The sequence below is a fragment of the Maribacter litopenaei genome, assembly GCF_025244665.1.
Lineage (GTDB): Bacteria > Bacteroidota > Bacteroidia > Flavobacteriales > Flavobacteriaceae > Maribacter > Maribacter litopenaei.
Window position 1 is genome coordinate 3629919 of record NZ_CP104205.1, and the last position, 25755, is coordinate 3655673.

A 25755-nucleotide genomic window follows, 5' to 3' on the forward strand; every position below is an offset into this window, starting at 1 on the left:
AACTAACAAAACTAACTCAACTTATTATTGTCCTTGAAAATTTAATACCCGGGATTTTGAACATATAATCCACCAGTAAAATCAATTTCTCTTTGTGGTATTGGGTAATATTCATCTCTACCTGCTGTAAAACTAGCGTTTGCGAGAAAATCTCTTTTAGTCTTTTCTTCTGCCAAATATGCATTTAGTGTTTCCTCCGCAATTCCCCATCTTACTAAATCATACCACCTATGTCCTTCCATGGCAAACTCCAACCTTCTTTCAAACATTAAGGCCTGCCATGCATATTCCTTCGATGGAAAAGAAGCGTAAGTACCTATGTTATAAATATCAGTTGCCCCTGCATCCAAAGGCCTTTGAGTACTAGCAGCAGCACGATTTCTAACTTGATTAATTATAGGTAAGGCCTCATCCCATCGGTCTAATTGAATTAAAGCTTCTGCCTTCCGAGAGGAGAACATCGGCATACCTAATAAAATCAACGTTTTTGGAAGTGCCCACAAATGATCCTTCCTTAACATAGCACGAACAATCAGGCGCTTGCTGCTCTTTCATATTCCCGAAAAAGCCATATACTCCCGGATCTCTTGCCCAACTAAAATTATATATCATGTCTCCTGTATCATTTACCGTATTTCTATATTTATAAGGCCTTCCAGGTATTCCCACCGTATGATCAATCCTTGGGTCAACACTTAATCCACTGTCGGGGGGGTAATTCCATTTGCATCTACGTTGGTGAAAATGTCGGAGTCATTAAACGTTTCCAATAAGGGAAGTCCGTTTCCATCAGTCCTAAATGCATTTACCATATTCTGACTGGCCAAATGAAATCCACAACAGCCATAAAGCCCTGTACCATGTGGCGAATTTAACCCAGTTACAAAACTCACCCTTCCCACAGTTGTACCATCATTAATTGAAAACTGGGCAGCCCGGATAGATTCCGATCCATTGTCAAATCCATCCAAGAAATTTTCCCCAAAATCCGGTTGTAGACTACCGGTAACTTCATCCGCATAATCAATCACCTCCTGTAAACGTGAGGTATTTATATTCGTTACTTGATGTTGATCATTTTGCTCATAAGCTTGAAACAACCTTAATTTGGCTAAATATGCAGCAGCAGCATTTCGGTCTGCCCTGCCAACTTGATCTTGAGCTTGTGGTAGATTGTCATAGGCAAAAAGAAAATCATCAGCGATTGTATTCCATAAAGCATCATTATCTACATCATTTGAGGTCTGTGCAATTTCTTCTTGGGTTAAATTCTCGGTGATATATGGTATTTTTTTAAAAATCAACTTTAACATAAAATGCGAATGAGCTCTTAAAAAGCGTAATTCTGCTTGTCTAGTTGTTTTTTGTGCATATTCACTGTCCGGTATATCATTGATGACAGATAGTGCAAAGTTTGCCCTAGAAATCGCCTTGTAATAATCGGTCCACGTTCTAGGCGCCATCCAATCTCCCATATCTGCAATAGTGAGATTGTATTGCTCATATTTATCTACAACGTCAACATCACCTCGGCCGCCACCGCCTTTATAAGCATCGTCCGAACGTACACTACCATAAACCCATTGATGTGTTAATGGTCCAATCATTTCATCATTGGCAATTCCTGCATATGCTGCAATGACCAAAGATTCCGCATTCTCGGCGGTTGCCACGTTTTCGCTGGACAATACCCCCTCAGGTTCGTACTCTAAATAATTATCTGAACAGGCAGTGAGCAAAAGGGTTGCGCATATCACCGTTGTTATTATTTTATTATATTTCATGATTATCGCTATTTGTTAAAAGTTAATGTTCAAGCCTAGTGAATACACGGTTGGTACCGGAATACGGTTCACATCTATTCTCTCCTGGATCAGCTCCAATATATCCTTTGGGGGTAAACCAAAATAAATTTTCTCCTTGCAGGTAAACTCTTAAACCGGTCATTCCTGCCATTTTTCCTATCACATCAGTTGGCAATGAGTATCCCACTTGCATATTCCTTATTTTAAAGTAAGAGTTGTTTCTAAAAATATAGTCTGAAGTATCCGTAAAGTTGTTTACCAAGGAAAGTGAAGGTATCGAAGAATCTGTATTTTGAGGGCTCATGCATTTAACACGCCAAGACCCGCATTATCTCTACCCTGTACAAAGTTGTTCCAAAAAATATAGGAGTCAACACCTATACGACCGGCAACCCCTGAACCAAAAACAGAGAAATCAAAATTCTTGTATCCTAAATCAAGACGTATACCATATTCTAAGTCAGGTAAGGTATTACCAATAAAATCACGGTCATTGCTGTCGATTACACCATTGTTGTCAATGTCCACAATTTTTATACCTCCCGGTCTAGCATTGCCTGTTTGCACCCCTCCGGTAGGATGGGAATCAACATCTGCCTGGCTTTGAAAAAGACCATCTGTGCGATAGCCAAAAATTGCCGTTTGTGATTGTCCAAGAATTGAATTTTGGGCCGTCCCAGGAAAGGCTGCTCTCACCTCCTCTGGTAGAAATGTAATTTCGTCCTTAAAAGCACCAAAATTAGTGGAAACACCAAGAGAGAATCCGCTTTCCCATACATTAGAATATCCTAAGTTAAATTCCCAACCTCTAGCAGCAGTTGCGGCACCGTTCAATACTCTTTGTTGACCTTCTCCAATTACAGATGCAATGGGAGGAGTAGTCAAGATATCCGTGGTCTCCCTAGTAAAATAATCAAAGGATCCGCTTATTTTATTGTTTAAAAACCCAAAATCAATACCATAGTTCCATTCTTTGGTTGTTTCCCATTTCAAATTAGGGTTAGGAGCCTGAGTTGAGACGAACCCTGAAGGCAGCGTGCCTGTATTGTTTCCATTTATATCATATGCCGTACCCACATTATAGTAAATTTCAAAAAATCCTCCTGTCAACTGAGCTTGATTTTGACCGTAACGAGACTCATATAAACCAAACCGAGCCGTATTACCAATCTCTTGGTTACCTACTTCTCCATAACCTGCCCTTAGTTTTAAATTGGAAAGTATTTCACTGTCTTTGAGAAATTCTTCCTGACTAATTCTCCAACCCAGTGTAGCTGCTGGAAAAATACCATATCTATTGTTAGCTCCAAACCTTGAGGAACCGTCTCTACGGATTGTAAAGGATGCCAAGTATTTATCATCAAATGAATAGTTTAATTTCCCAAATTGTGAAGCGAGGCTGTATTGGGTAGATATACCATTATTTGTTCTCGCACCAGTTGCGGCGGAAAGCACAAAATAAGATTCTTGTTCTACTGCAAAATCATCTGCTTGCGCAAAAATAGTATCAAAATCTTCTCTTATAGACTCAATACCCAATAGCGCTCCAAATCTGTGTTTCCCAACTTCTAAATTATAATTCAAAGTGTTTGAAAAAGTTAATGTTCTCAATTTATTGGTGTCAAAAATTAACCTGTTATTACTTCGAGTGACAAAACCGTTAAATACTTTTGGCTCTATATTTTTACGTTTGAAATCACTAAAGTCTATTCCTAAACTAGAGCGGAACTTAAGATTATCAAGTATGCTCAATTCTGCAAAAACATTGCCGAAGAAATTGTTTTTTATAGCATTGTCCCACCTGTTTAAATATTGCATTAATAGTGGGTTGTTTCTATCCGAATACCCAGCCCCCAAAGGACCTGCAAACTCTCCATTTGCATCATAAACAGGAATGGTAGGTGCAAGGGTAATGGACAAACCGGTTGTAGGCGCTCCACCAACATCACTTGCTACCAATGTTTCATTTGAAGTTGATATTTGTGTATTAACTCCAAATTTTAATCTGTCGTTAAATAAATTTGTAGTACCATTAATTTTACCAGTATATCTATCATAACCTGTAAACTTCAGCATACCTGTATTCTTTAAGTATCCAAGGTTTATTAATAAAGAAGATTTTTCTGAACCTGTGGTAACAGTAACCTCATTGTTAAATACATATCCTGTCTCGTAAACTTCGTCTTGCCAATTGGTATTACCTGAAGGTACATTTGGGTCTCCTCCTACAAAGGGCTGAACAGTAACGCTGTTTAGTATGGGATTGTTAAAGTCATTATTCCAATCGAAATTGTATATTTCACCATAACCTGCATTTGGATCTGCTCCATCATTTACGGATGCCCTCCACAAAGCTTCACCACGTTGTTGGGAACTCAACATATCATAGCGCTGTTTTCGCTCTGATTGGACAGATAAATTGGAATTGATACTAACCGTAAGTCGTTCTCCTTTAAGACCTCCTTTAGTACTTACAACGATGACCCCGTTTGCGGCTCTTGACCCATATATTGAAGAGGCCGACGCATCTTTCAATACTTGAATGGATTCGATAGTTGCAGGATTTAAACTTGCGAATACCTCTTGCCTTTTTGTTGGAACACCATCTATAATGTAAAGCGGATCATTATTCCCCAAAGTAGTAAGTCCTCTAATCAGTATCCTGCTGTTCAACCCTGTAGGGTCACCGGATTTTTCAATAAAAAGACCTCCCACCCTTCCTTGTAGTGCTTGCATGGCATTACCGGAACTTAAACTTTGACCTTCTATTGGGGCAATATCAACTACTGTAACCGCTCCGGTCAAATCTACCTTACGCTCCGTGGAATATCCTGTCAATACTACTTCATCAAGTTGTTGGGCATCTTCTTTTAGGGCAACATTTATTAGTGACTGCCCGTTCACAGGAACTTCCTGGGTGGTAAATCCAATATAGCTAAATACAAGGGTTGCATCGTCGGCTACATTGTTCAATTCATAATTACCATCAAAGTCAGTGGTTGTTCCAATTGTTGTTCCTTTAATAATTACCGAGGTTCCAGGTAAAGGAGTACCGTCATCTGAGGAAGTAACAGTACCTGTAATCCGACCTTGGGCGGACAGACCTATTGGAACAAATACCATTAAAAATAGTAAGAGTTTTAATTTCATAATTTTCTAGTTTAAGTTAAATTTAAGTTGATGTATTTCAATGTATTCGAGTTTAGATTCATCTAACGGAGCTTCAAAATAGAAACTATCGAGAGGTGCTTGTGGAAAGAATATTTCTGTCATAACGGTTTGGCCGTCGTCAAAAAACAATTCTATGGAAGTTTTATCCGGAACAATTGTACCTGACCAATCCTTTTGTGTAGAAATCCTTGGAGCTATGGCAATCCGGTCACTAAATCTGTCCGAAAAATCAGTTATCCCAGCCTTATTTCTATCTACAAAATAATTTCCCTCTGTGACGTCGTAACCAAATCGTAACTTATCCCCTTTGCTATTCGTCAATTCAAAAGTGTAAATCCCATCAACCAAATCTTCAACTTTAAAGTTAATCCGAGCACGAGTAAAATCGATAGCCTTAGAAGTAGTTAGCAAAGTCTTTCCTTCAAGTGGGACATCTGAATTTTTTAGCTTCTCAACCTCAAATTCATTTAGTTCTCGGAACAGGATTCGAGACTAATCGAAACGTATTTTCACCCTTTGTCAATTCCAATGTGCGGGCTATTGTCATTGCACTTCGCCATTTTTCAGTAGGGACCTCGTTGGCATACAACCAATTGGACATCCATCCCATAAATAGCTTGCTGCCATCCTTGTTTTCAATATTGGAAAAGGTAACGCCCGCATAATCGTCACGACCATAGTCTACCCGTAAACTATGCTCTTTTTCCATCTCCTGTTTGAATGATTCGTCCAAAATAAAATCTGAACCATCAAAATCTCCTACAAAATATTGGGTAGCAGAGCCTGTATTAGGCCCTCCAGGATTAATACTCACCAACAAAACCCATTTTTTTTCTGACTTGCCAATAACAGGTAATTGAAAGAAATCCGGACATTCCCATACTCCGTCATGATTACCGATACCCTCTCCAAAACTTGTAAGTTTCTCCCATGACTTTAGGTCTTTTGAGGTGTAGAATTGTATCTCTTGGCCTGCGGCCAAAACCATTGTCCATCTTTTCCTCTCATTATCCCAGCTAACTTTTGGGTCTCTAAAATCTCTGAAACCTGGATTTTTTAAAACAGGATTATCTTCATATTTTGTCCATGTAAGTCCTTCGTCCAGCGAATAAGCGATACTTTGATTTTCCACATCTATTTCACCCGTTTTCTCTTTTTTAGGGTCGTGGCTGGTGAAAATTGCAACTATAGGTATTTTGCCATCTACTCCAAATCCTGATGTATTTTCGTGGTCTACAACAGCACTACCGGAAAAAATATAGCCCAAATCATCTGGATACAGCGCTATTGGTTGCTCTTTCCAATTGAACAAATCACTACTAACCGCATGTCCCCAATGCATAGGCCCCCATTTAGTACCATCTCGGATAGTGTTGAAAATATAGGTGGTAATACCCGTTATAAAAAAACATTCCATTTGGATCGTTCATCCAACCTGTATCTCGTGAAAAATGGAAATTTGGACGGTATAACAATTCATTGGAACTGACAAGTGTATCTTGCTTATCTTCAACATTGTCGTTTCTCCTTTCCATAGAATTTTTACAAGAAGCTATCATTGAAAAAATTCCTATTACGATAGTTAATTTTAATGCTTTATTTTTCATTTTTATGGTCTTTATAATTTTCAGTTAGATTTCCCTTCATTAAAACCAATAATATTTTCGATTTTGTCCTTCCTTCCCCTTGTTAGGGTATTACTTAACTCTTCTAGCGATATACCCTTTGTTTCCGGCATTACAAAAGCCACAAACAACAATTGCAGTACCATCATAAAAGCAAAAAAAGCAAACACCGTACCTGCACCAATTGCTGTGAATAATACAGGCACCAACGAGGGAATAATGGCTGCCAAAATCCAGTGCACCGAACTACCGAACGACTGACCCGAGCCTCTTAAATGATTTGGAAAAATTTCAGAAATGAACACCCGGATTACGGTTCCCTGTCCTACAGCATGTGCAGCAATAAAGAGAAATAGAAAAATAGGCACTGCAATACTTTCCCAGTGTAGGAAAAAAGCACAAGCTACTAGTGATAGGGAAATAATGTACCCGACAGAACCTATGTACATTAGTTGTTTTCTTCCTAGCCGATCAATTAGCAAGACTCCTATAAGGGTAAAAATCATATTGGTTACCCCTATCCCAATACTGCTTAATAGAGCGGTACTTTCGCCTAAGCCTGCCTCTTCGAATATTCTAGGGGCATAATAAAGAAATGCATTGATGCCGTGAAAATTGATTGAACATTGCAATTAAAAAAGCCAACATCAGTGGAAACCTATATTTCTTTATAAGTATATTTTCGTCGGAAACGTTGTTTTTGCTTTCTGTCCTAATTTCTAGCAACAATACTTCGGATCTTGTTCAGGATTGATAAGTTGTAATACCTTTTTCGCCTCATCAGTACGCATTTTGGTCAACAACCACCTTGGACTTTTTGGAACCGTAAGTACGAACAGGGTATAAACAAATGCAGGTATGGCCTCTACGCCTATCATCCATCGCCATGCATTTTCTCCAACACCGCTTAACAAGTAATTCGATAAGAAAGCTATTAAAATGCCGAAAACTATATTAAATTGGTAAAGTCCTACCAACTTCCCACGATCCTTTGGTGGAGCTATTTCAGAAATGTAGGCAGGAGCTGCTATGGTTGATGCACCTACTCCCGGACCACCAATAAATCTGAATATTGCGAAAGTTATAGGGTCATTTGCAAAAGCCGAACCTAATGCAGATACTGTATAGAGTATACCTATCCATAATAAAGTTTTCTTTCTCCCAATCTTATTCGTAGGAATACCACCCAAAATTGCCCCAACTACGGTTCCCCACAAGGCCATCGCCATTACAACTGTACCATGGAACATATCGGAAGATTGCCATAATGCTTGTAGTTTTTTATCGGCTCCTGAGATGACTACTGTGTCAAAGCCAAAAAGAAAACCAGCCAATGCAGCGGTAATCGACCAAATCCATATTTTTCTCATAATCGTAATTCTCTAGTGATGTCACTAAAGTATTCGCAAAAATGAAGTGTGTAATTTGATAATGTGTCAATGTGTTATGCTTTGGTTAAGAAACATATCACAAAATGTTAAGTAATTGATAATCAGTATTTTAAAATAATTTTTTAACATTATCGAGCATGTAGCAAGTATATTCATGTTACATTATGTTCGATATTGTTACTTCTAAGATGAAAAGTGTTGGAAGGAATGGTTGAACTGTAACTCAAACAGACTTACGAAACGCCGCAGGGGAAATACCGTATTTGTTTTTAAAGGCAGTAGAGAAGTAATTTGGAGAAGAAAAACCATTGGAATAAGCAATTTCTGAAACTGTTAATGAGCCATTTTCGAGCATGGTTTTAGCCTTTTCCAAGCGGATATTGCCTATGTAATCACTAATGCTTATACCCATAATTGCCTTGACCTTTCTGTATAACTGGACACGTGAGATAGTAAGATTTTCAGCCGGATTTTCAACTGAATAATCAGAATTGCCCAAATTATCATTTATCAATGTATTTAATTGGCTAATAAATTTTTGTTCTATATCCCCAAAGGAATTTATTTCTTCAATTTTATGGATGTTACTGGTAAAATAATACCTGAGTTTTTCTCTATTATAGAGCAAAGACTTAATTGACTGAATCAAAATAGAATAGCTGAATGGTTTCGTAAGATACAAATCTGCTCCGGATTGAAGTCCTTTGATATAGGATTCCTTATTGCCTAGTGCAGTTAGTATTACAGTAGGTATGTGCGATGTACGCAAATCCTTTTTTAAAATCTCGCAAATTTCGAAGCCATCTTTATCCGGAAGATTAATGTCACAAAGTATAATGTCCGGAATAGTCTCAAAAGCTTTCTCAATTGCATCCGTACCTTCTGATAAATGAATATCATACTCCAACTGTAGTTTATTTTTAAGGAACAAAGAAAGATCTTTATTGTCCTCAATTATCAAAACTGAATATTTCTCTTTGTTTTTGCTAGGAGCCTGAATTAAATAATTATCATCTATTAATTGGTCAGAAGAAAAATCGATTATATTGGAATCAACCAAATCTTGTTCCGATATGATTTCTGATTCATCTAGATGTGCTTGACCTTTGTAAAGTGATACAATAAACTCCGTACCGTGTAGAGATTCAACTTCAATATTACCTTTGTGCATCTCCACAAATTCCTTGCTCAAATGTAAACCTACGCCGGAGCTGTTTTTTCTATTATTAGAACCTTTAAAAAATGCTTGAAAAACACCATCTATTTCGTTCGAAGGTATACCAATTCCTGTGTCCTTAAAGTGAATTTTCACAATATTGGCACTTTCATCATCTTTTATATATACACCTATTTTACCATTGTCTGGTGTGAACTTAAATGCATTGGAAAGAAGATTGAAATATACCTTATCCATTAAATTTCTATCTATAAAAATATCCAAGGATTCATTATTGGAAGTTAATTTGAAATCAATATTTCTTTTCATGGCTTCCCTTTCAAAATCTTGGAATATTAATTTTGAAAAGTTGTATAAATTAGTTTTGGATGCCTTTAGATTAAAATTACGGTCTTCGATTTTTCTAAAATCAAGTAATTGATTAATTAATCTCAATAACCTATTGGAGTTATTATGTATTAACTCTATTTCGTTCCCCATTCGGAGCCTTTTTCTTTAGCATAGTCGCTTATCGACTCTATAGAACTTAAAATTAACGTGAGGGGCGTTTTAAATTCATGAGAAAGCCCTGTGAAAAAATTTAGCTTTGCTTCATTGCTTATTTTGATCTCCTTCGCAATTTTTTCGATTTGATTCCGCTGCACGGTAACCTTTTCGTTAGTCAATTCCAGTTGCCTATTTTTCTTTCGAATTGCAAAGATGGAATAAACGCTATATACTGTAAGGCTTAGAATAATTGCCAACAATGCCATTGTAATTTTAAGAAGGTTGTTTTGCGAATAATAAAGTTCCTCTTGTAATTTTATCGCAGCCAACTGTTCTTCCATTTGATCTTGTTGATCATTTATCTTTTCAAATTGGTTGTTCATAATGTCAGCGTTCAACTCGTTGATAATAGTAGTCGAGAGAATGTTATTTTTAGGTATAGATTCGTTATCTAGGATTTTCAAAGCCAATTTAATTGCTTCATCTCCACCAGTAGGATAGAGAACCGTTGCCTTTAAAATTCCATCTTTTACCGCCTGAATTCCTCCATTAGTTCCAGCTAGACCATCTACTCCAATAAAACTAATTTCATTTTCTATTCCCAACTCGCGTGCTACCTCCCATGCACCAACTGCCATTCTATCATTATGGGCAAATACATAATCAACTTTAATATCGTTATTTAGCAGTTGTCTCAGCGATTCCTGAATAGACTCCTTCTCCCAGTCCCCTTCTATTTTCGCAACTATCTTTGCATTTTTGAATTGATTTATTACCTGTTGAAAACCCATCGTCCTTTCTTCTGCAGGAGAAGATCCGGCCATACCTCTTATTTCAATAATTCGAATTGAGTCTTTTCTATTTGAAGCGATAATTTCCTTAGCCGCATTTCTTCCTATTTCGATATTATCAGCTCCCAAATAGGCTGTATATTGTTGACCTTCAGTTTTTCTGTCTACAACCGGAACAGGAATACTGGCATTAATTGCTTTCCTAACAACCGCCGTAATGGGTTTAGATTGAATAGGCGATACAATTAGAACATCTACGCTATCTGCAATCAGCTCATCTATCTGTTTTATTTGTGTAAGCACATCATAATTAGCATCTTTAATTTGCAAATCAATTTCAGGGTTCATTGAAGCCTGCAATTCCATGGAGTTATTCATGGAACGCCTCCAATCGTCATTCGTCATAGCCTGGGAAAAACCAATATGTATTTTTTCAACGTCTTTACTTCTGTCACATGACAAAATGGAAAAAGCCAATGAAATATTGATTAAGATGAAAATATACCTGATATGTTTCATGAATTTGTGACGAGCATAAGTTTAATTAAATTGAAATTTATCCATCCTTTTCTATTAAAAGTTGAAAAAAATATTTGAAAAATTACAAATTTGGGTAAATATTCCCAATTGAATACTCTTTTAAAGTAGTGTATTTTTGAATAGTTTTATGATTAAAACTACTTCACTTCTTACAATCCCCTCTTTTTACGGTGTTAGAACTTCCGCCTGTAGATTTTTCACTAATGAGGTTTTTTAATTGTAACAATTGGTAGGTTTAAATAAACCTGTTTAACCTAAAAGAATTGTAGCAAATTGTTATAATCTTAAAGAAAAGTAATAGCAAAATTGCTATGGCCAAATACCATAAACTTTTCTATCATGAAGTACTAAAAATGTTTAAAGAACTATTTTTTAAAGTTCAAAGTAAATGATTTCCTGCAAACATAGATTTTTAGTTGCCCGATTTTTGTATTTTTATTTTTATAGAATTGATATGAGCACTTCTGAACTAAATACTACAAAAAAGGAACTCGTTAATTGGATTGAGTCTTTAAAGGATGATACGCTTGTTGGGTTGCTCAATTCTGTAAAGCTTTCCAGTGAGGGTAAATCGGGGGATTGGTGGGATGAACTGACCGAAAGTGACAGGGTCAATATTCTTGCCGGTATCAGGGATTTTGAACAAGGAGGTACAATGAGTTCAAAAGATTTTTGGAACGGTCTCGGCCAATGGATAATTTTGTTCAGGTAAAGTGGACAGAAAGATCACTTTCAAATGCACTTGACATTAAGGAATTTCTTAGGGTCAAATTCAATAAAAAAGAAGTCCTTAAATTTGAGAACCTGCTAAAACAATTTGAAAATACGGTTTCGAATTTCCCGACCCTTTACCCCGAATCTAAAAGTAAAAAACTAATAAGGAGGGCCGTCATACACAAAAGAACGACAGTGTATTATGTGTTCAAAGGGAATATTGTCACTATAATCGCCATGAAAGACAATAGACAACTTAAACCAAAGTATTAAAAATCAGTAAAATTAGGTTTCTATAACCCTAAACCTTTGTTCCTTGTTTTTTTAAAACTGTTTTCTACCGATTTTTCCTGTTTCTTATCTTTTAAAAGTTTGGCTTCATCAATAAAGCACTGCATTCCCAAATGCATTGGATTATCGGGCATGATTTTTTCTTGATTCTGAATCAAAGGAGTTTTAAGGTTCAACTCTTCAGCCAAACGATAGCCTAAATTAAAGGCGCTTTTAAACTTTTCGTCAACTTTAATCTCTTCTTCCATAGTTAAAAAGTTTCACGTGCGTGTTTTTCAATGTATTCCATAATAGACACTCTGTCGTATAGAATAATCTTCTTTTGAGGCTGTGAAAACCTGACCTTTCCTTCATCCCTTAGTTTTTGAAGGGTGGTAGTCGACTTAATTTTCAAAATCGACATAGCCTCCTCACCATCAATCCATCTCTCTGGTGTGTTTGGTCTTTTCGATTCTACATGTTCAATTACTTTCCGAAACAATGCATAAAATGCTTCCTCTTGTAGACAAACAACTTGCATAATTGAAAATCGGTTGGTTTAATTATTGCTTAAGGAATATATTAAAATATATCCTAGTGGATTGAATAATTAGATAAACTGTCTAAAAAAGTCAATAAGTGGGACTGAATAATGAATGTCAATTATATTTAAACTAAGAGAGTATTGAATATGGCAAACCCGAGCCATATTGTGTTCAATATGTAAACGAAATAGTTTTAAATAAAAAGTGAAAACACCAAATCCTACATTCCAAAAAAGCACGCTGAAAGCACGCTGATGAAACAAATAAGGCAGTCACAAAGTATTGTGACTGCCTTATTTTACTGGTGATCCCACATGGGCTCGAACCATGACACCCCTGATTATGAGTCAGGTGCTCTAACCAGCTGAGCTATAGGACCCGCAAATTGCGGATGCAATATTACCACTTATTTTTATATGCCACAACATTTTAAGATGTCATTTCAACTTCCCTCAATGCCTTCTTACCTATTTTATCTCTTGGCAGAGTTCTATCAAAACTCCGTTTGTGGACTTAGGATGCACAAAGACTACCCATTTATTATCGGCACCCTTTTGGGGTTCATCCCCTAAGACATGAAATCCCTCTTGTTTTAATCGTTTCATTTCCGACCGGATATCCTCCACCTCGAAGGCTACATGGTGAATACCCTCACCTTTTTTTTGCAAGAATTTGGCTATGGGGCCATCGTCGTTCAAAGACTCCAATAACTCTATTTTATTGGGTCCGTTTTTTAAAAAAAGAGATCCGAACCCCTTCAGTAAGTACTTCTTCCAATTTATAAGGCCCTGTCCCCAATAATTTTTCGAACAACATGTTGGAATCTTCCAAGTTTTTGACCGCAATTCCCAAATGTTCTATTTTTTTCATCTCAAATGCTATCAGTCCCTGTAAAGGATAACAACAAGATACATTATTCTATGTATTTTTGCGGTATGGAAACACAAAGACAACGAAAGATAGCAGGGGTCATCCAAAAGGATATCGTAGCCATTTTGCAAAAAGCGGCCATTGAGGGTGGGCTAAGGGGTACCTTGATTTCGGTGTCCAAAGTTTCCGTTACTACCGACCTTTCCATCGCAAAGGTCTACATCAGTATTTTTCCAACAGATCAGGCCAAGGAACTCTTGGAAGGAATCAAATCCAACCAACCCCTCATTAAACATGAACTGGCGCAACGTACCCGAAATCAATTGAGAAGGGTTCCGGAGTTATTGTTCTATTTGGACGACTCTTTGGATTACATTGAAAAAATTGAAAAGTCCTTGAAAAGGGAAGAAAACCCTATTGAAAACAGGGATCTGTTGCCTAGAAGAAAAAAGTCCTGATTCTTGAACTTTCCGCTCTATATCGCTAAAAGATATGTGCGCTCCAAGAGCACACAAAATGCGGTGAACATCATTAATTTTATTACATTTCCGGTAATCGTCATTGGTTCCGCGGCCTTGTTTATAGTACTTTCCGGATTTGCAGGACTCAAGACTTTCAGCCTTTCCTTTACCAACTCCTTTGATCCGGAACTAAAGGCCCAACCCGCTTTCGGAAAATTCTTTTCAATTACGGACGAACAAGAGAAACGCTTGGGCAACATAAACGGGTTGGCCAATTACTCTAAGGAAATTGAAGAAAAGGTATATCCGGAACACAGAGGAAAAAACCATATTGCCTACATCAAAGGCATCGACTCCAATTATACCAAGGTGGTCAATACCGACTCTATTTTATATTTAGGTGACTGGACCATCAATGACCAACAAGTGGTTTCCGGTATGGGAATCGCCAATATTCTTAGCGTTACCATTAACCAATTCAGAAGTCCGATGCAGATCTACGCCTTTAAACCTGGTAAAGGATCCATCTCCCAGCAAGGTGTTAGCTCTCTGTACAACAGACTCCCGGTAATTATTGGTGGCGTATACGCCGTGGAGGCCGATTTGGACAATAAATATGTATTTGCGGACCTAGCCTTGAGCCAAGCCTTATTGGAAAAAACTGAAAACGATATTTACGGTATCAACTTTAAACTGCAAGAGGGAGCGGAGGAACAAAGCGTTCGTGAAGAAATAAAAAAGATATTGGGAGATGGTGTCATTTTAAAAAACAGGCGGGAACTCAACAGTACGCTCTATAAAATGTTGAACACAGAAAATATGGCAACCTACCTCATCTTTACTTTGGTATTAGTCATCGCCTTGTTCAATGTCGTAGGAGCCATAATTATGATGATCTTGGACAAACAACAAAACTCCAAAACCCTCTATAGTTTAGGAACCACCATAAGGGAGTTGCGTAACATCTATTTTGTACAGGGCATTCTTGTTACGGGATTTGGAGGCCTCATTGGAGTACTATTGGGTTCCTTATTGGTTTGGTCACAGATTTTCTTTGGCTGGTTAAAGATTACACCTTCGTTGGCCTATCCGGTAGAGTTTCAAATCATCAATGTTCTGATCGTAATGGTCACTATTTTGATTCTTGGGGTTATCGCCTCTAAAATTGCCAGTAGCCGAATCAATAAAAAATTGATTGCGACCTAAGCGTGCTCAAACTGGTAATCCCCAAATTTTTCCGGAACTTCATCAAAGGCGTCAAAAACGTCGACGGCGTCGTCACTCGTGACCATTTTCATGCGATATTCCTTAAAATTGGGAATGCCCTTAAAGTAATTGGTATAATGACGTCTCGTTTCAAACACCCCCAACTTTTCCCCTTTCCAATCAATGGACATTTGTAAATGTCTTCTTGCAGCCGCTACCCTTTCCTTCATTGTTGGTGGTGGAAGATGTTCGCCAGTCTCAAAAAAGTGTTTCACCTCCCTGAAAAACCAAGGATACCCTATACTGGCCCTACCGATCATAGCACCATCCGGACCAAATTCATCACGCATTCGCATCGCTGCTTCCGGACTGTCCACGTCCCCGTTACCAAATACGGGAATATGCATTCTTGGATTGTTCTTCACTTCTGCGATAGGTTCCCATTTGGCATAACCCTTATACATCTGAGAACGGGTACGCCCATGAATGGAAATGGCCTTGCAACCCACGTCCTGTAGGCGCTCCGCTACCTCCACAATTTTTATGGAATCCTCGTCCCAACCCAAACGGGTCTTCACGGTGATGGGTAATTTGGTATGCTTTACCATAGCATCCGTAAGGGAAACCATCAAGTCGATATCTTTTAGAATCCCCGCTCCGGCGCCTTTAGAAACCACCTTTTTCACGGGGCAGCCAAAATTGATATCGATCATATCAGGATTAGACTTTTCCACTATCTCAACGGATTGCAACATACTGTCCAAGTTGGCCCCAAAAATTTGAATGCCTACGGGGCGTTCCTTTTCGTAAATGTCCAGCTTCATAACGCTCTTGGCAGCATCTCGAATCAAGCCTTCCGAAGAAATGAATTCCGTAAAGACCACATCGGCGCCCTGTTCCTTACATAAAGCACGGAATGGCGGATCGCTCACATCCTCCATAGGGGCCAACAATAGTGGGAATACCGGTAATTCTATATCGCCAATTTTGGGCATATTATGCAACGTTTTTAAAGGGGTGCAAAAATAGTATTAATTTTAAAATGAAATAGTTGCGGTGATTTTTTTGCCATTGCGATCACTGGTAACCTCCGTTGCGTCACCTTCTTCAAAAATGGAAAGTGCACGCATGTAGCTCATCATATCCGTCACAGTACTATCCCCTAATTGTATGACCACATCACCCTTTTTCAAGTCCAGCATCAGCAGCGGGTTTTCCATCGGTAACACCGTCAATGCGCATACCCTTACCGTCATATAGATAATCGGGCATTACACCCAGTGCTACTTTAAATCTTGGGGCTTCCTCGCTCTCATTCTTGGTTTTTCTAAAAGCCAATTTGGCATCATCGTCCAAGTCATAAATGACGGATAGAATATAATCGGTAATCATTTCCATTCCTTCATAGTTCAACTTGTCATAATCGTCCGAAGGTTTGTGGTAGTCTTCGTGCTGTCCAGTAAAGAAGTGTAATACCGGAATGTCCTGTAAATAAAACGAAGTATGATCACTTGAATTCCACCCTGATTCACTCAAAACCAATTTAAACCCGGGATTGTTGGTATTTAAGACCTGCCCCCAAATGGGAGCCGTACCAGTACCACTAATGGAAAGGGTCTTGTCATCCCGCATTCTCCCTACCATGTCCATATTGAGCATGTAATTTGTCTTCGATAGATCAATTGTTGGGTTTTTGGAAAAGTAATTACTGCCCAAAAGGCCCATTTCTTCCCCTGAAAAAGCCATAATCAAGTAATTGCTTTGCGTAAGCGTATCCCTGAGTTTGGAGGCCAATTGCAACAAAACCCCCACACCACTGGCATTGTCATCCGCACCGTTGTGAATGGCCTCGCCCTCCGCATATAAAGAACCTTCACCACCCATGCCCAAATGGTCATAATGGGCACCTATGATAACCGTCTTATCAGCTTGGTTATCGATATAACCAATTACATTGGTTCCTGTTATGGTGCTATCACCATCCATAAATTGCACTTCGGAGTGTGGGTCAATTTGGGTTTGAAGCTAAAGGTCCGGAAATAGGTACCCGCGCTTCCTTTGGGCGCCAATCCAATATTTTTCATTCGCTCTTCCAAATAGCGTGCAGCTTCTTTCTCGTAAGGAGTACCCGTTTCACGCCCTTGTAAGCTATCATTGGCCAAAAAGGCCACATCTTCCTGTAGGGTAACCTGTCTTTTTCCCTCTTTTTCACAGGAAATCAACGCCATAAAAAAAACGGACAAAAGTGTTAGATTGCGCAGCATAGCTTTTATTTTTGACAAAAATACGGATCTCCATGAGAATGTTATTCTTTTTAGGGCTTATCTGCCTCGTTTACAGTTGTAAAACCGATACCAAAAACTCTGAAAATTCTACTGAAGAAGCGGTCTCCTTAATGGCAGGCGAGGACACTTTGATCTATCCGGAAGAAAAGTATTTTAAGAGTATCCGCCAGATCACCTTTGGTGGGGACAATGCAGAAGCTTATTGGAGTTGGGACAACAAACAGATGATCTTTCAATCCAACAATAGGAATTGGGGCCTTAATTGCGATCAAATGTTCTTAATGAATGTCGCCGATGGATTAACCGATTCCATTCCGCCTATGGTAAGTACCGGATATGGCCGTACTACTTGTGCCTATTTTCTGCCGAGACAATAAACATTTTGTGTATGGTTCCACCCATTTGGTGGACAAGGAATGCCCGGAGGTTCCCCTTCGTAAAAATGGCAATTACGTATGGCCTGTCTACGATTCCTTTGACATTTTTGTAGCCGACCTGGAAGGTAACATTACGGCACAATTAACGAACGAACCTGGTTACGATGCCGAAGCTACTGTTTCACCTAAGGGGGATAAAATAGTATTTACCTCTACCCGAAGTGGCGATCTGGAATTATACACCATGAACCTGGACGGGACTGATGTAAAGCAGATCACCAACGAACTAGGTTATGATGGGGGTGCCTTTTTTTCACCGGATGGCACCAAGTTAATTTTTAGGGCTTCCCGACCCAAAACTCCCGAAGCCATTAAAAAGTATAAGGATTTACTGGCCGAAGGTTTGGTTGAACCTACGGAAATGGAGTTGTTCATTTGCAATGCCGATGGAAGCGACTTGAAACAACTCACCTTTTTAGGAAATGCCAATTGGAGTCCGTTTTTCCACCCTTCCGGGAAAAAGATTTTGTTCTCCAGTAACTTTGAGGCGGAAAAGGGGTTTCCTTTTAACCTCTATTTTATCGATATCGACGGCAAGAATTTAGAACGGGTGACCCATGGCGAAACCTTTGATGCCTTCCCTGTTTTTTCCAATGATGGGAAATATCCGGCCTTTTCCAGCAACCGAAACAATGGCGGAACTAGGGATACGAATCTCTTTATAGCGGAGTGGCAGGAGTAGTCCTTTATAACCTTTAAATGACCATCCCTTTTGAGCAAGACGTTTTTGGAATAGATCTGAACATACACCTCCTATTGGAGTATGTTGCCTTCTTTGCAGGGTTTCGATATTATCTTTTCCTGCGGAAGAACTCTGAAGATGCCATATCCTCAAATAACCGACTATCCATTATCATTGGGGCTATTTTTGGTGCCCTCTTTTTCTCCAGATTGGTCGCTTTTTTGGAAAATCCATTATTGCAATGGGAGAAAGGTTGGTTGGCCATTTTGAACAACAAGACCATTATGGGCGGACTCTTTGGTGGTTTACTTGGTGTAGAACTGTCCAAAAAAATAATTGGGGAACAAAAATCTTCGGGCGATTTGTTTACACTTCCCATCATTTTGGGAATCATCATTGGACGGATAGGCTGCTTTTTATCGGGTATCAAAGAGTTTACCTATGGTAAGGAAACCTCTTTTTTTCTTGGGATGGATCTGGGCGATGGTGTCCCTAGACATCCCATTGCCCTTTATGAAGTCCTATTCCTAATACTTCTTTTTATCTTCATAAAAAGATTTCAGCAACGACAGGAGCGATTGGAAAGTGGTATGTATTTCAAAATCTTTATGATATCCTATTTCCTGTTTCGATTTTTTATAGAGTTTTTAAAACCGAATACCTTTTTGGTTTTGGTGTTGAGCAGCATCCAAATTTTATGTCTAATTTGCCTGTTGTATTACTGGAAAACCCTCCGTCAATTCTTCACATATGCCCGAAGCAAAATACACCTACTATGACTTTACCCTAAGTCTTTGTCCGGAATGTCTTCGCCGGATCGATGCTAAAATCGTTTTTGAGGACGAAAAGGTATATATGTTGAAGATTTGTCCTGAACATGGGCGTTCCAAGGTGTTGATCGCAGATGATATTTCTTATTATAAGAATATCCGTAACTACAACAAAGCATCGGAATACCCGAGGACTTTCAATACCAAGACCCATTATGGATGTCCCTATGATTGTGGGCTCTGTCCCGATCACGAGCAGCACTCCTGCTTAACGGTCGTTGAAGTAACGGACCGATGCAATCTGACCTGCCCCACCTGTTATGCAGGCTCTTCCCCCACCTATGGCAGACATAGAACTTTGGAGGAGGTTAAAAGCATGTTGGATGCTATCGTAAAGAACGAAGGTGAACCCGATGTGGTTCAGTTGAGCGGTGGCGAACCAACCTTGCACCCGCATTTTTTTGAAATATTGGATTACGCAAAGACCTTGCCCATTCGGCATTTAATGGTCAACACAAATGGCATACGCATTGCCAAGGAATACGATTTTGTAGAGCGACTTGCTTCCTATATGCCCGATTTTGAAATCTACCTTCAATTCGATTCGTTGGACAACGAAGTACTTAAAACACTTAGGGGAGCGGAATTGTCGGATATTCGTTTAAAGGCCTTGGAACACCTCAATAAACTCAACCTATCTACGACTTTGGTAGTTACCTTGCAAAAAGGTCTGAACGACCACGAAATGGGAAAGACTATAGATTTTGCGTTACAGCAAAAGTGCATTAGGGGTGTTACCTTTCAGCCTACACAGATTGCTGGCCGTTTGGAGAATTTTGAAGTGGGTGAAAACAGGATTACATTGACCGAAGTGCGAAGAAAGATTTTGGAACAATCACCAATTTTTGAACCGGACGATCTTATCCCGGTTCCCTGCAACCCGGATGCTTTGGTTATGGCCTATGCCCTAAAAATTGACGGGGAAGCGAGCCCCTTGACCCGCTTTATCAATCCGGATGACTTGCTGAACGAAGGAAAAAATACCATCATCTATGAACAGGACGAACAGCTCTACGGAAAGATGATAGAGCTGTTCAGTACTGGTAAATCCGTGGAAAATGCATCGGAAAATTTGAAAAGTATCATGTGCTGTCTCCCGGAAATCGACGCCCCGGAATTGGGCTATGACAATCTTTTCAGGATTATTATCATGCAATTTATAGACGCCCATAATTTTGATGTTAGGGCCATTAAAAAATCCTGTGTACACATCGTGAACAAGGACAATAAGATTATCCCTTTTGAGACCATGAACCTGTTTTATAGGGATGATAAAATCAATCTGTTACAAGAACTACAAAAAGAAACTAGATGAGCAACCTTGCCTTGGAAGTCGGTAATTTGGATGGATTGGTTGTACTGATACTTCTTATCATGTTTGGATCAGCCATACTTTTGGGAATTATTGGTATTGTATTGATGGCGAAAAACAAAAAGAAAACGGGTAAAATCCTTCTGATCTTGGCAGGTGTGTATATGCTAGTGAGCTTTGGAGTATGTGGGTCGATGATTGTTGGATTCTAACTCAAATCCTATCTCCTTCTTCCGTGCTTTTCCGTTTCACGGTTATCCCGGATTCGGTTGTTCCCAAACTTGTATCGAAAACCTACATAAAATAAGCGTGTTTCCCTTCTTGAAAAGGTGCTATTGTCCTGTGAAAGGTAGTTTCTAGTGGAGAAGTAATTGCCATCGTTAAAAATATCCTCAACGGAAAGGGATACCGTAGCCCTGCGTTTCAAAAGACTTTTACTAAAGGAAAGTACCAACTGGCTTGTGGACTCCCTTCTAGAATTTCCAAAAACCGTGGGTGCGGAATATCGAAACAAAACATCTGCATAGAGGGAACGATCCTCCAACAAGGTAAAGTAATTGTTGAACCGCACATTGCTCGTCCATATACTATTGTCCAAGATAGCACCGGTATCTATATCCCTAAATCCATTTTCCTTGTAATAATAGCTCAACAATAGATATGTATCCCAAAACGTTGTGAGGCTTTTGTTCCACCTGAATTCTGCACCATAAGTGATGTTGGATTCCAGGTTGACACTTAAAAAGCGGAGTAAATTACTTTCGTTGTCCTGTACTATCTGTTCAAAAAAGTCATTCTTTCTATGGAAATAGTAAACTTCCACCGAATATGGTCCTATCAAAATTATATTCCAGGGAAACATAGTTCCTTGTCGCCGGTCTCAAGTACGGATTCCCTTCAACCACGGAGTTGTTGCTTTGGAAATATTGAAAAGGATTCAGGTCGCTATATCTTGGCCTGGTTATCCTTCTGTAATATCGCAGGGCTAGATTGTGTTTTTCGGTGAATTTATGCTGTACGGACAATGATGGAAATAGTTGAAAGTAGGAATTTTTTACAGGGTCGATAGACGTATCCAAATCTCCCTCCGTTTCTGTGTATTCCCCACGTAAACCCATGTTTAGTTGCCAATCTTTCCAACTGTTGTTCAAACTAATATAACCAGCCATTATTTGTTCATTATAGTCGAACAACCCTGCTTCCGTAGGGTCTATGCCCGGCTGGGTCCTATCAAAGCCTTCTTGTGTTATGGTGGACTCTGAGTTGATGCCGAATACCGTAGGCCCGTTTCCACGATGGTAGACTCCTTAACTGGGTTGGTATAGTCCAATTGTGCACTATACAGTCCGGTTTTTTGACCAGATTCCGTCACAAAATCATTTTCTCCGGTGACGGTACCATTGATGTCAAAAAAATCTGTTTTCAGGCTTTGGCCCCTTTTATAATCATAATATGTAAAATTAGAGGCCAAGGTTAGTTCCTCACCTTTCTTATTAAATCTATGTTTCCAATCCGAGATAATAAGCCGTGTTGAAAACATCATAATCGGAATTGTTCGGGTATAAAAACTGGAGTCCACGTTTCCGGTGGGATCTTTGATTAGGGTTTGGGATGAAATAAACCGGTTTCCTGGTGTGGTAAATGAATTGATGGTAGAAAAACTTATGTTGTTGTTTTTATTCACCTCATAATCAAAAAATCCGCTAAAGCTATGTTGCTTGTCCCGTATGATGTTTTTTTGTTCCGTAGTCCAAACTTCGTTCACGGTGTTGGAATCAAAAAAGTTGGTTATATCCGTAAAACGGTTCAAGTATTTGTTTTGCCTAAAACTATAGGATAGGGTAAAATCTGTCCTTTTACCTTTAAAAAAATGATCAGTCCCAAGCATATGCTTTGGAAAAACGGCTTGGGTGTATCTATTATAGATAGATCCATTATAACCGGCAATGAGGTTTTTCTTCATCTTGATATCCAATAAAAGTCCACCTTCAGCACTGTATTTTGCAGGGGGGTTAAGGATCACCTCAACGGATTCCACATTGTCCCCGGAACTACCTGATAGCAGGTTGACAATATCAGACTGCGGAATGTTTACCAATCTACCATTGATCATCACCCCTATATTGGAACTTCCCTTGATATTGATTTTATCGTTTATGATAATTACCCCGGGGGTCTGTTTTAAAATGTCCCAAATATTTCCTTGGGACAAGGAAGTGTTTTCCACATTGAAGATAAGACGGTCTGCCCTTTGCTCAATGGTAGGTTTTTTATAGGTTACCTCAACCTCGTCCAACTGGGTCTCGGTTTGTTCAATAATCAAGTCCTCTAAGACTAGATCTGACATGACGTAGATATCGATAGTTTTACTAAAAGCACCCGGATAACTGGCCGATAAAAGGTAGTTTCCTTCCTCTACATTGCTCAAAACAAACCCTCCTGATCCATCTGTGGCGGCCCCTTTTATAAGAATAGAATCTTGGCTTTTCAATAAGACGTTCGCGAAGACCAAAGGCACATTATTTTGATCCTTTATACTTCCTGAAATTTCAAATTCTTGGGCTTTCGAAGCAGAAGTAATCAAGAAAAAGAAAGAGAGGAATTGTAGGGCTTGCTTCATTGGCTAATGGTAGTCGCAAGCGAATATAAACAAAGTTATTCGGAAATATCCTACACCGAAAAATGTTTGTAGGAATTTCATAAAAGAGAAGTTTAATTTGACTTATTCTGAACCAATGCGGGCTCTTTCCGCTTTTTCTATTTGGCGTTGATTGTCCTCTAAACGGAAGTTTCCAAAATTGTAGGTGAAAGAGAGTCTAACATTTTGGGTTTCCTCCACGGCTATATAAGCATTATCCTGATTTAAATATTTTGATGAGAACCAAGGATTCGCCTTGCCCGTAATATCATTAATATTAAGGCTCAACTCCGCTCTTCTGTTCCAAAATGATTTTTGAAGCCCAAAAGTCAAGTTGGTCGTTTCCGACATGGTGTAAGAACCTGCCAAAAACCCTGATAAATATGCCAGCCCCAGCTCTCCCTTAAAAGTACCGTCTTTGGAAAGGGTCAAATAATTGGTGAGGTCCACATAATAACCGTTTATTTCGTTAATAGCGGAAAATGCATCGCTTTCCAAAGCAAGAAAAGTCTCATCCTCGTGAAAAATGGAAATATAACTATAGAGATACCAATTACTGGTTATTGATTTTCCATAATTAAAGTCGAAGCCGTACGAAGTGCTTTCCAAAACGTTCTGTGTAACATCCCGTAATACTTGATTTTCATTGTCCTGAAAGGAAAGTGTGGAGATATAATTGCCATTGTCCCGGTAATAAAAATCAAAGAAAAACTCCTGGTTCAGGGTATAGTTCAGGTTAAAGTTGTTGCTGAAGTTGGGAACAAGAGTGGGGTTTCCTTCATAAAAGATGTTTTCATTGATAAAGGTTCGAAAGGGGTTCAAATCCTCATACCTGGGCCTTTGCAGTTTTCTCGGAATAATCAAAGGCAAGGCTATGGTTTTCGTTAATGGTGTGGAGCAGATAAACCGACGGAAAAAATTCGAAATACTCTAATTCGTTCACCGTGGAAAGTGCCAGGGAGTTTCCGGAACTTTGGGTATGTTCCGCCCTAAGTCCTGCCTTGAGGCTCCATTTTTCCCAATCCTTGGAAGCGCTTACGTATGCGGCATATACATTCTCATCGTACAGAAAATTGTCAGAAAGGTTAGGAACAAAAACGCGTCCGTTATTTTCCGTGAAGAACTGTAAGCGACTTTCAGAATTAATCAAGGAAAGCTTCGCCCCGGTTTCAAAACTCACCGTACCCAAAAGGGCACTGTAATCCAATTGGGCCGTTATGATTTCGATATCCTGATTGGCATCTGTAAAGAAGCTATAGTTTCTTATAAAATCGCCAGTGGGCAGAAAATAGTCAGAACTGGCACGTTGTGTTCTGCTTAGGTCAAAGGCGGTGTAATGTCCGTTCACCTGTAATGTGCTGTTTTCCTTAAAGGTATGCTTGTAGGTTACATCCCCGGAAATATTGTTTTTGGTCTCGTCCAAGAAACTCGTTGTGCTCAATGTGGAATCCAAAGCGCCAAGTCTATTTGTGATAATTGTATTTTGAAAATTGTCATACTCCCTTTCCGGTGAAAGTTGCATGTTGGAGGTTAGATTGATTTCATTCCTGTCATCAATTGTATAATCTAAGGTCAATCCTGCATTATGGGTTTTAAACCTATTGGTTTTGTCAAACTCGGTATCCCAAATGGAAAATATACCCGTATCATTTATGAAGTTGGTTCTGTTTTTTACATCCTTAAAATCCTTCCTGGGGGCATAAGAGTAAGAGGCGTTTACATTGAGATTTTTTGTTTTGTAAAAATGTGATGTGCCAAAATTATACTTGGGGAATATCCCTTGGGTGTAGTTTGAACTAATGTTACCCTTGTATCCTAAGGAAATGTTCTTTGAAGTTATAATGTTCAAAACAGCTCCTCCTTCCGCGTCATACTTTGCCGGAGGGTTGTTGATTACTTCAATGGATTTGATATTCTGCCCTTGATAATTTTCCAATAAACTTCTTACTTCCGATGGTGACAATTGAACTTTCCGGTCGTTGATGTATACCACCGCTGGTTGGTTTCGAATTTGAAGTTCATCCTGCATCAAAATCACTCCCGGTGTTTGCTTCAGAATATCCCAAGAAGTACTTTGGGACAGCACGGTGTTTTCCACATTAAAAACCAATCGATCTACCTTGCGTTCAATCTTGGGCCTGGAGGATACCACGACAACCTCATCCAACTGCTCCGTTTGTTGTGGAATGATCAATGCACCTATTCTAATATCAGATTGGATATCCAAAGGAAGACCTTCGGAACTTTTTCCAATATAGGAGCCTTGCACAATATAAAGGCCAGGTTCTATATCGGTTATAATAAATAGACCATTTTCATCTGCGGAAGAACCTTTGACCACGGTTAAATCCATAGGCCTTGATAAAAATACGGAGGCAAAAGGGATTACCTCGCCTACCTCGTCCCTCACCGTACCGGTAAGTTCATAGGATTGGCAATACGCTACTTGGGTATACCCTAGGACAGCTAGGAAAAATAGCAGTAGTGGTTTCACTTTTAGTTTGGGTTGAAGACCAAAT

At 39.1% G+C, this 25755-nt stretch carries 26 protein-coding genes, 1 tRNA gene and 3 pseudogenes; 7 read left to right on the forward strand and 23 right to left on the reverse strand.

The window, feature by feature from the left end:
* Positions 1-41: 41 nt before the first annotated feature.
* From NYZ99_RS19610 to NYZ99_RS19655, 10 genes and pseudogenes are all read right to left on the reverse strand, one after another.
* Positions 42-521 carry a RagB/SusD family nutrient uptake outer membrane protein gene (locus NYZ99_RS19610; RefSeq protein WP_260572770.1) on the reverse strand — a complete coding sequence of 160 codons (480 nt, stop codon included), beginning with the start codon at positions 519-521 and terminating at the stop codon, positions 42-44.
* Between the two features lie 174 nt (positions 522-695).
* Positions 696-1784, reverse strand: coding sequence for a RagB/SusD family nutrient uptake outer membrane protein (locus tag NYZ99_RS19615; protein ID WP_260572771.1), 1089 nt, complete (start codon positions 1782-1784; stop codon positions 696-698).
* 22 nt (positions 1785-1806) lie between these two features.
* Complete coding sequence (locus NYZ99_RS19620; RefSeq protein ID WP_260572772.1) at positions 1807-2109, reverse strand: hypothetical protein; 303 nt, start codon at positions 2107-2109, stop codon at positions 1807-1809.
* Positions 2106-4955, reverse strand: coding sequence for a SusC/RagA family TonB-linked outer membrane protein (locus NYZ99_RS19625; protein ID WP_260572773.1), 2850 nt, complete (start codon positions 4953-4955; stop codon positions 2106-2108). The genes NYZ99_RS19620 and NYZ99_RS19625 overlap by 4 nt, the downstream gene beginning before the upstream one ends.
* 6 nt (positions 4956-4961) lie before the next feature.
* Positions 4962-5387, reverse strand: a complete 426-nt coding sequence (locus tag NYZ99_RS19630; RefSeq protein WP_260572774.1) for a GH32 C-terminal domain-containing protein — start codon at positions 5385-5387, stop codon at positions 4962-4964.
* Positions 5388-5439: 52 nt separating this feature from the next.
* A complete protein-coding gene (locus tag NYZ99_RS19635) occupies positions 5440-6393 on the reverse strand; it encodes a glycoside hydrolase family 32 protein (protein WP_338039158.1) in 954 nt (317 codons plus the stop codon).
* On the reverse strand, positions 6329-6583 hold the full coding sequence (locus NYZ99_RS22495; protein WP_338039159.1) for a hypothetical protein: 255 nt from the start codon (positions 6581-6583) through the stop codon (positions 6329-6331). The genes NYZ99_RS19635 and NYZ99_RS22495 overlap by 65 nt, the downstream gene beginning before the upstream one ends.
* Before the next feature lie 20 nt (positions 6584-6603).
* Positions 6604-7971, reverse strand: a pseudogene (locus NYZ99_RS19645) (sugar porter family MFS transporter).
* A 244-nt stretch (positions 7972-8215) separates the two neighbouring features.
* Positions 8216-9649 carry a hybrid sensor histidine kinase/response regulator transcription factor gene (locus tag NYZ99_RS19650; RefSeq protein WP_260572775.1) on the reverse strand — a complete coding sequence of 478 codons (1434 nt, stop codon included), beginning with the start codon at positions 9647-9649 and terminating at the stop codon, positions 8216-8218.
* Positions 9634-10965 carry a substrate-binding domain-containing protein gene (locus NYZ99_RS19655; RefSeq protein ID WP_260572776.1) on the reverse strand — a complete coding sequence of 444 codons (1332 nt, stop codon included), beginning with the start codon at positions 10963-10965 and terminating at the stop codon, positions 9634-9636. The genes NYZ99_RS19650 and NYZ99_RS19655 overlap by 16 nt, the downstream gene beginning before the upstream one ends.
* A gap of 475 nt (positions 10966-11440) precedes the next feature.
* On the opposite strand from NYZ99_RS19655, the gene NYZ99_RS19660 reads away from it, so the two are divergent.
* A complete protein-coding gene (locus tag NYZ99_RS19660) occupies positions 11441-11698 on the forward strand; it encodes a hypothetical protein (protein ID WP_260572777.1) in 258 nt (85 codons plus the stop codon).
* Between the two features lie 295 nt (positions 11699-11993).
* Here the strand turns inward: NYZ99_RS19660 and NYZ99_RS19665 are convergent, their stop codons facing one another.
* The 4 genes and pseudogenes from NYZ99_RS19665 to mce all read right to left on the reverse strand — a co-directional run bounded on the left by NYZ99_RS19665 (position 11994) and on the right by mce (position 13385).
* A complete protein-coding gene (locus NYZ99_RS19665; RefSeq protein ID WP_138256706.1) occupies positions 11994-12239 on the reverse strand; it encodes a hypothetical protein in 246 nt (81 codons plus the stop codon).
* Positions 12240-12241: 2 nt separating this feature from the next.
* A complete protein-coding gene (locus NYZ99_RS19670; protein ID WP_138256705.1) occupies positions 12242-12511 on the reverse strand; it encodes a helix-turn-helix domain-containing protein in 270 nt (89 codons plus the stop codon).
* Between the two features lie 306 nt (positions 12512-12817).
* Positions 12818-12894, reverse strand: a tRNA-Ile gene (locus NYZ99_RS19675).
* Between the two features lie 88 nt (positions 12895-12982).
* A pseudogene (mce, locus tag NYZ99_RS19680) lies at positions 12983-13385 on the reverse strand (methylmalonyl-CoA epimerase).
* 65 nt (positions 13386-13450) lie between these two features.
* Between mce and rbfA the strand changes: the two are divergent.
* Both rbfA and NYZ99_RS19690 read left to right on the forward strand, forming a co-directional pair.
* Positions 13451-13843 carry a 30S ribosome-binding factor RbfA gene (gene rbfA / locus NYZ99_RS19685; RefSeq protein ID WP_260572778.1) on the forward strand — a complete coding sequence of 131 codons (393 nt, stop codon included), beginning with the start codon at positions 13451-13453 and terminating at the stop codon, positions 13841-13843.
* A 3-nt stretch (positions 13844-13846) separates the two neighbouring features.
* Entirely contained in the window at positions 13847-15052 is a 1206-nt protein-coding gene (locus NYZ99_RS19690) for an ABC transporter permease (protein ID WP_260572779.1), read from the forward strand.
* Here the strand turns inward: NYZ99_RS19690 and dusB are convergent.
* Genes dusB through NYZ99_RS22505 form a run of 4 tightly spaced genes read right to left on the reverse strand, consistent with a single transcriptional unit; the run spans position 15049 to position 17316 of the window.
* A complete protein-coding gene (dusB, locus tag NYZ99_RS19695) occupies positions 15049-16047 on the reverse strand; it encodes a tRNA dihydrouridine synthase DusB (RefSeq protein WP_260572780.1) in 999 nt (332 codons plus the stop codon). The genes NYZ99_RS19690 and dusB overlap by 4 nt on opposite strands.
* A 42-nt stretch (positions 16048-16089) precedes the next feature.
* On the reverse strand, positions 16090-16254 hold the full coding sequence (locus tag NYZ99_RS22500) for a PDZ domain-containing protein (protein WP_338039160.1): 165 nt from the start codon (positions 16252-16254) through the stop codon (positions 16090-16092).
* Complete coding sequence (locus NYZ99_RS19700; protein ID WP_338039161.1) at positions 16232-17038, reverse strand: M28 family peptidase; 807 nt, start codon at positions 17036-17038, stop codon at positions 16232-16234. The genes NYZ99_RS22500 and NYZ99_RS19700 overlap by 23 nt, the downstream gene beginning before the upstream one ends.
* Positions 17017-17316: a hypothetical protein gene (locus NYZ99_RS22505; RefSeq protein ID WP_338039162.1), complete on the reverse strand. Its 300-nt coding sequence runs from the start codon at positions 17314-17316 to the stop codon at positions 17017-17019. The genes NYZ99_RS19700 and NYZ99_RS22505 overlap by 22 nt, the downstream gene beginning before the upstream one ends.
* A 32-nt stretch (positions 17317-17348) precedes the next feature.
* Between NYZ99_RS22505 and NYZ99_RS19705 the strand changes: the two are divergent.
* The 4 genes and pseudogenes from NYZ99_RS19705 to NYZ99_RS19720 all read left to right on the forward strand — a co-directional run bounded on the left by NYZ99_RS19705 (position 17349) and on the right by NYZ99_RS19720 (position 20810).
* Positions 17349-18456: pseudogene (locus NYZ99_RS19705) on the forward strand (TolB family protein).
* Between the two features lie 17 nt (positions 18457-18473).
* The gene (locus NYZ99_RS19710) at positions 18474-19235 is read left to right on the forward strand and encodes a prolipoprotein diacylglyceryl transferase (protein WP_260572781.1); all 762 of its coding nucleotides are present in this window, start codon (positions 18474-18476) and stop codon (positions 19233-19235) included.
* Entirely contained in the window at positions 19207-20601 is a 1395-nt protein-coding gene (locus NYZ99_RS19715; protein WP_260572782.1) for a radical SAM protein, read from the forward strand. The genes NYZ99_RS19710 and NYZ99_RS19715 overlap by 29 nt, the downstream gene beginning before the upstream one ends.
* On the forward strand, positions 20598-20810 hold the full coding sequence (locus tag NYZ99_RS19720; protein ID WP_260572783.1) for a hypothetical protein: 213 nt from the start codon (positions 20598-20600) through the stop codon (positions 20808-20810). The genes NYZ99_RS19715 and NYZ99_RS19720 overlap by 4 nt, the downstream gene beginning before the upstream one ends.
* An 8-nt stretch (positions 20811-20818) precedes the next feature.
* Here NYZ99_RS19720 and NYZ99_RS19725 read toward each other — a convergent pair whose 3' ends face one another.
* The 5 genes from NYZ99_RS19725 to NYZ99_RS19740 form a co-directional block, all read right to left on the reverse strand.
* Positions 20819-21421 carry an outer membrane beta-barrel family protein gene (locus NYZ99_RS19725; protein WP_260572784.1) on the reverse strand — a complete coding sequence of 201 codons (603 nt, stop codon included), beginning with the start codon at positions 21419-21421 and terminating at the stop codon, positions 20819-20821.
* Positions 21399-21866 carry an outer membrane beta-barrel family protein gene (locus tag NYZ99_RS23240; RefSeq protein ID WP_476738697.1) on the reverse strand — a complete coding sequence of 156 codons (468 nt, stop codon included), beginning with the start codon at positions 21864-21866 and terminating at the stop codon, positions 21399-21401. The genes NYZ99_RS19725 and NYZ99_RS23240 overlap by 23 nt, the downstream gene beginning before the upstream one ends.
* The gene (locus NYZ99_RS19730; protein WP_476738689.1) at positions 21845-23218 is read right to left on the reverse strand and encodes a carboxypeptidase regulatory-like domain-containing protein; all 1374 of its coding nucleotides are present in this window, start codon (positions 23216-23218) and stop codon (positions 21845-21847) included. The genes NYZ99_RS23240 and NYZ99_RS19730 overlap by 22 nt, the downstream gene beginning before the upstream one ends.
* A gap of 102 nt (positions 23219-23320) precedes the next feature.
* Positions 23321-24106, reverse strand: a complete 786-nt coding sequence (locus NYZ99_RS23245) for an outer membrane beta-barrel family protein (RefSeq protein WP_260572785.1) — start codon at positions 24104-24106, stop codon at positions 23321-23323.
* Positions 24063-25730, reverse strand: a complete 1668-nt coding sequence (locus NYZ99_RS19740) for a TonB-dependent receptor domain-containing protein (RefSeq protein ID WP_260572786.1) — start codon at positions 25728-25730, stop codon at positions 24063-24065. Before NYZ99_RS19740 ends, NYZ99_RS23245 begins: the two co-directional genes overlap by 44 nt.
* Positions 25731-25755: the final 25 nt, after the last annotated feature.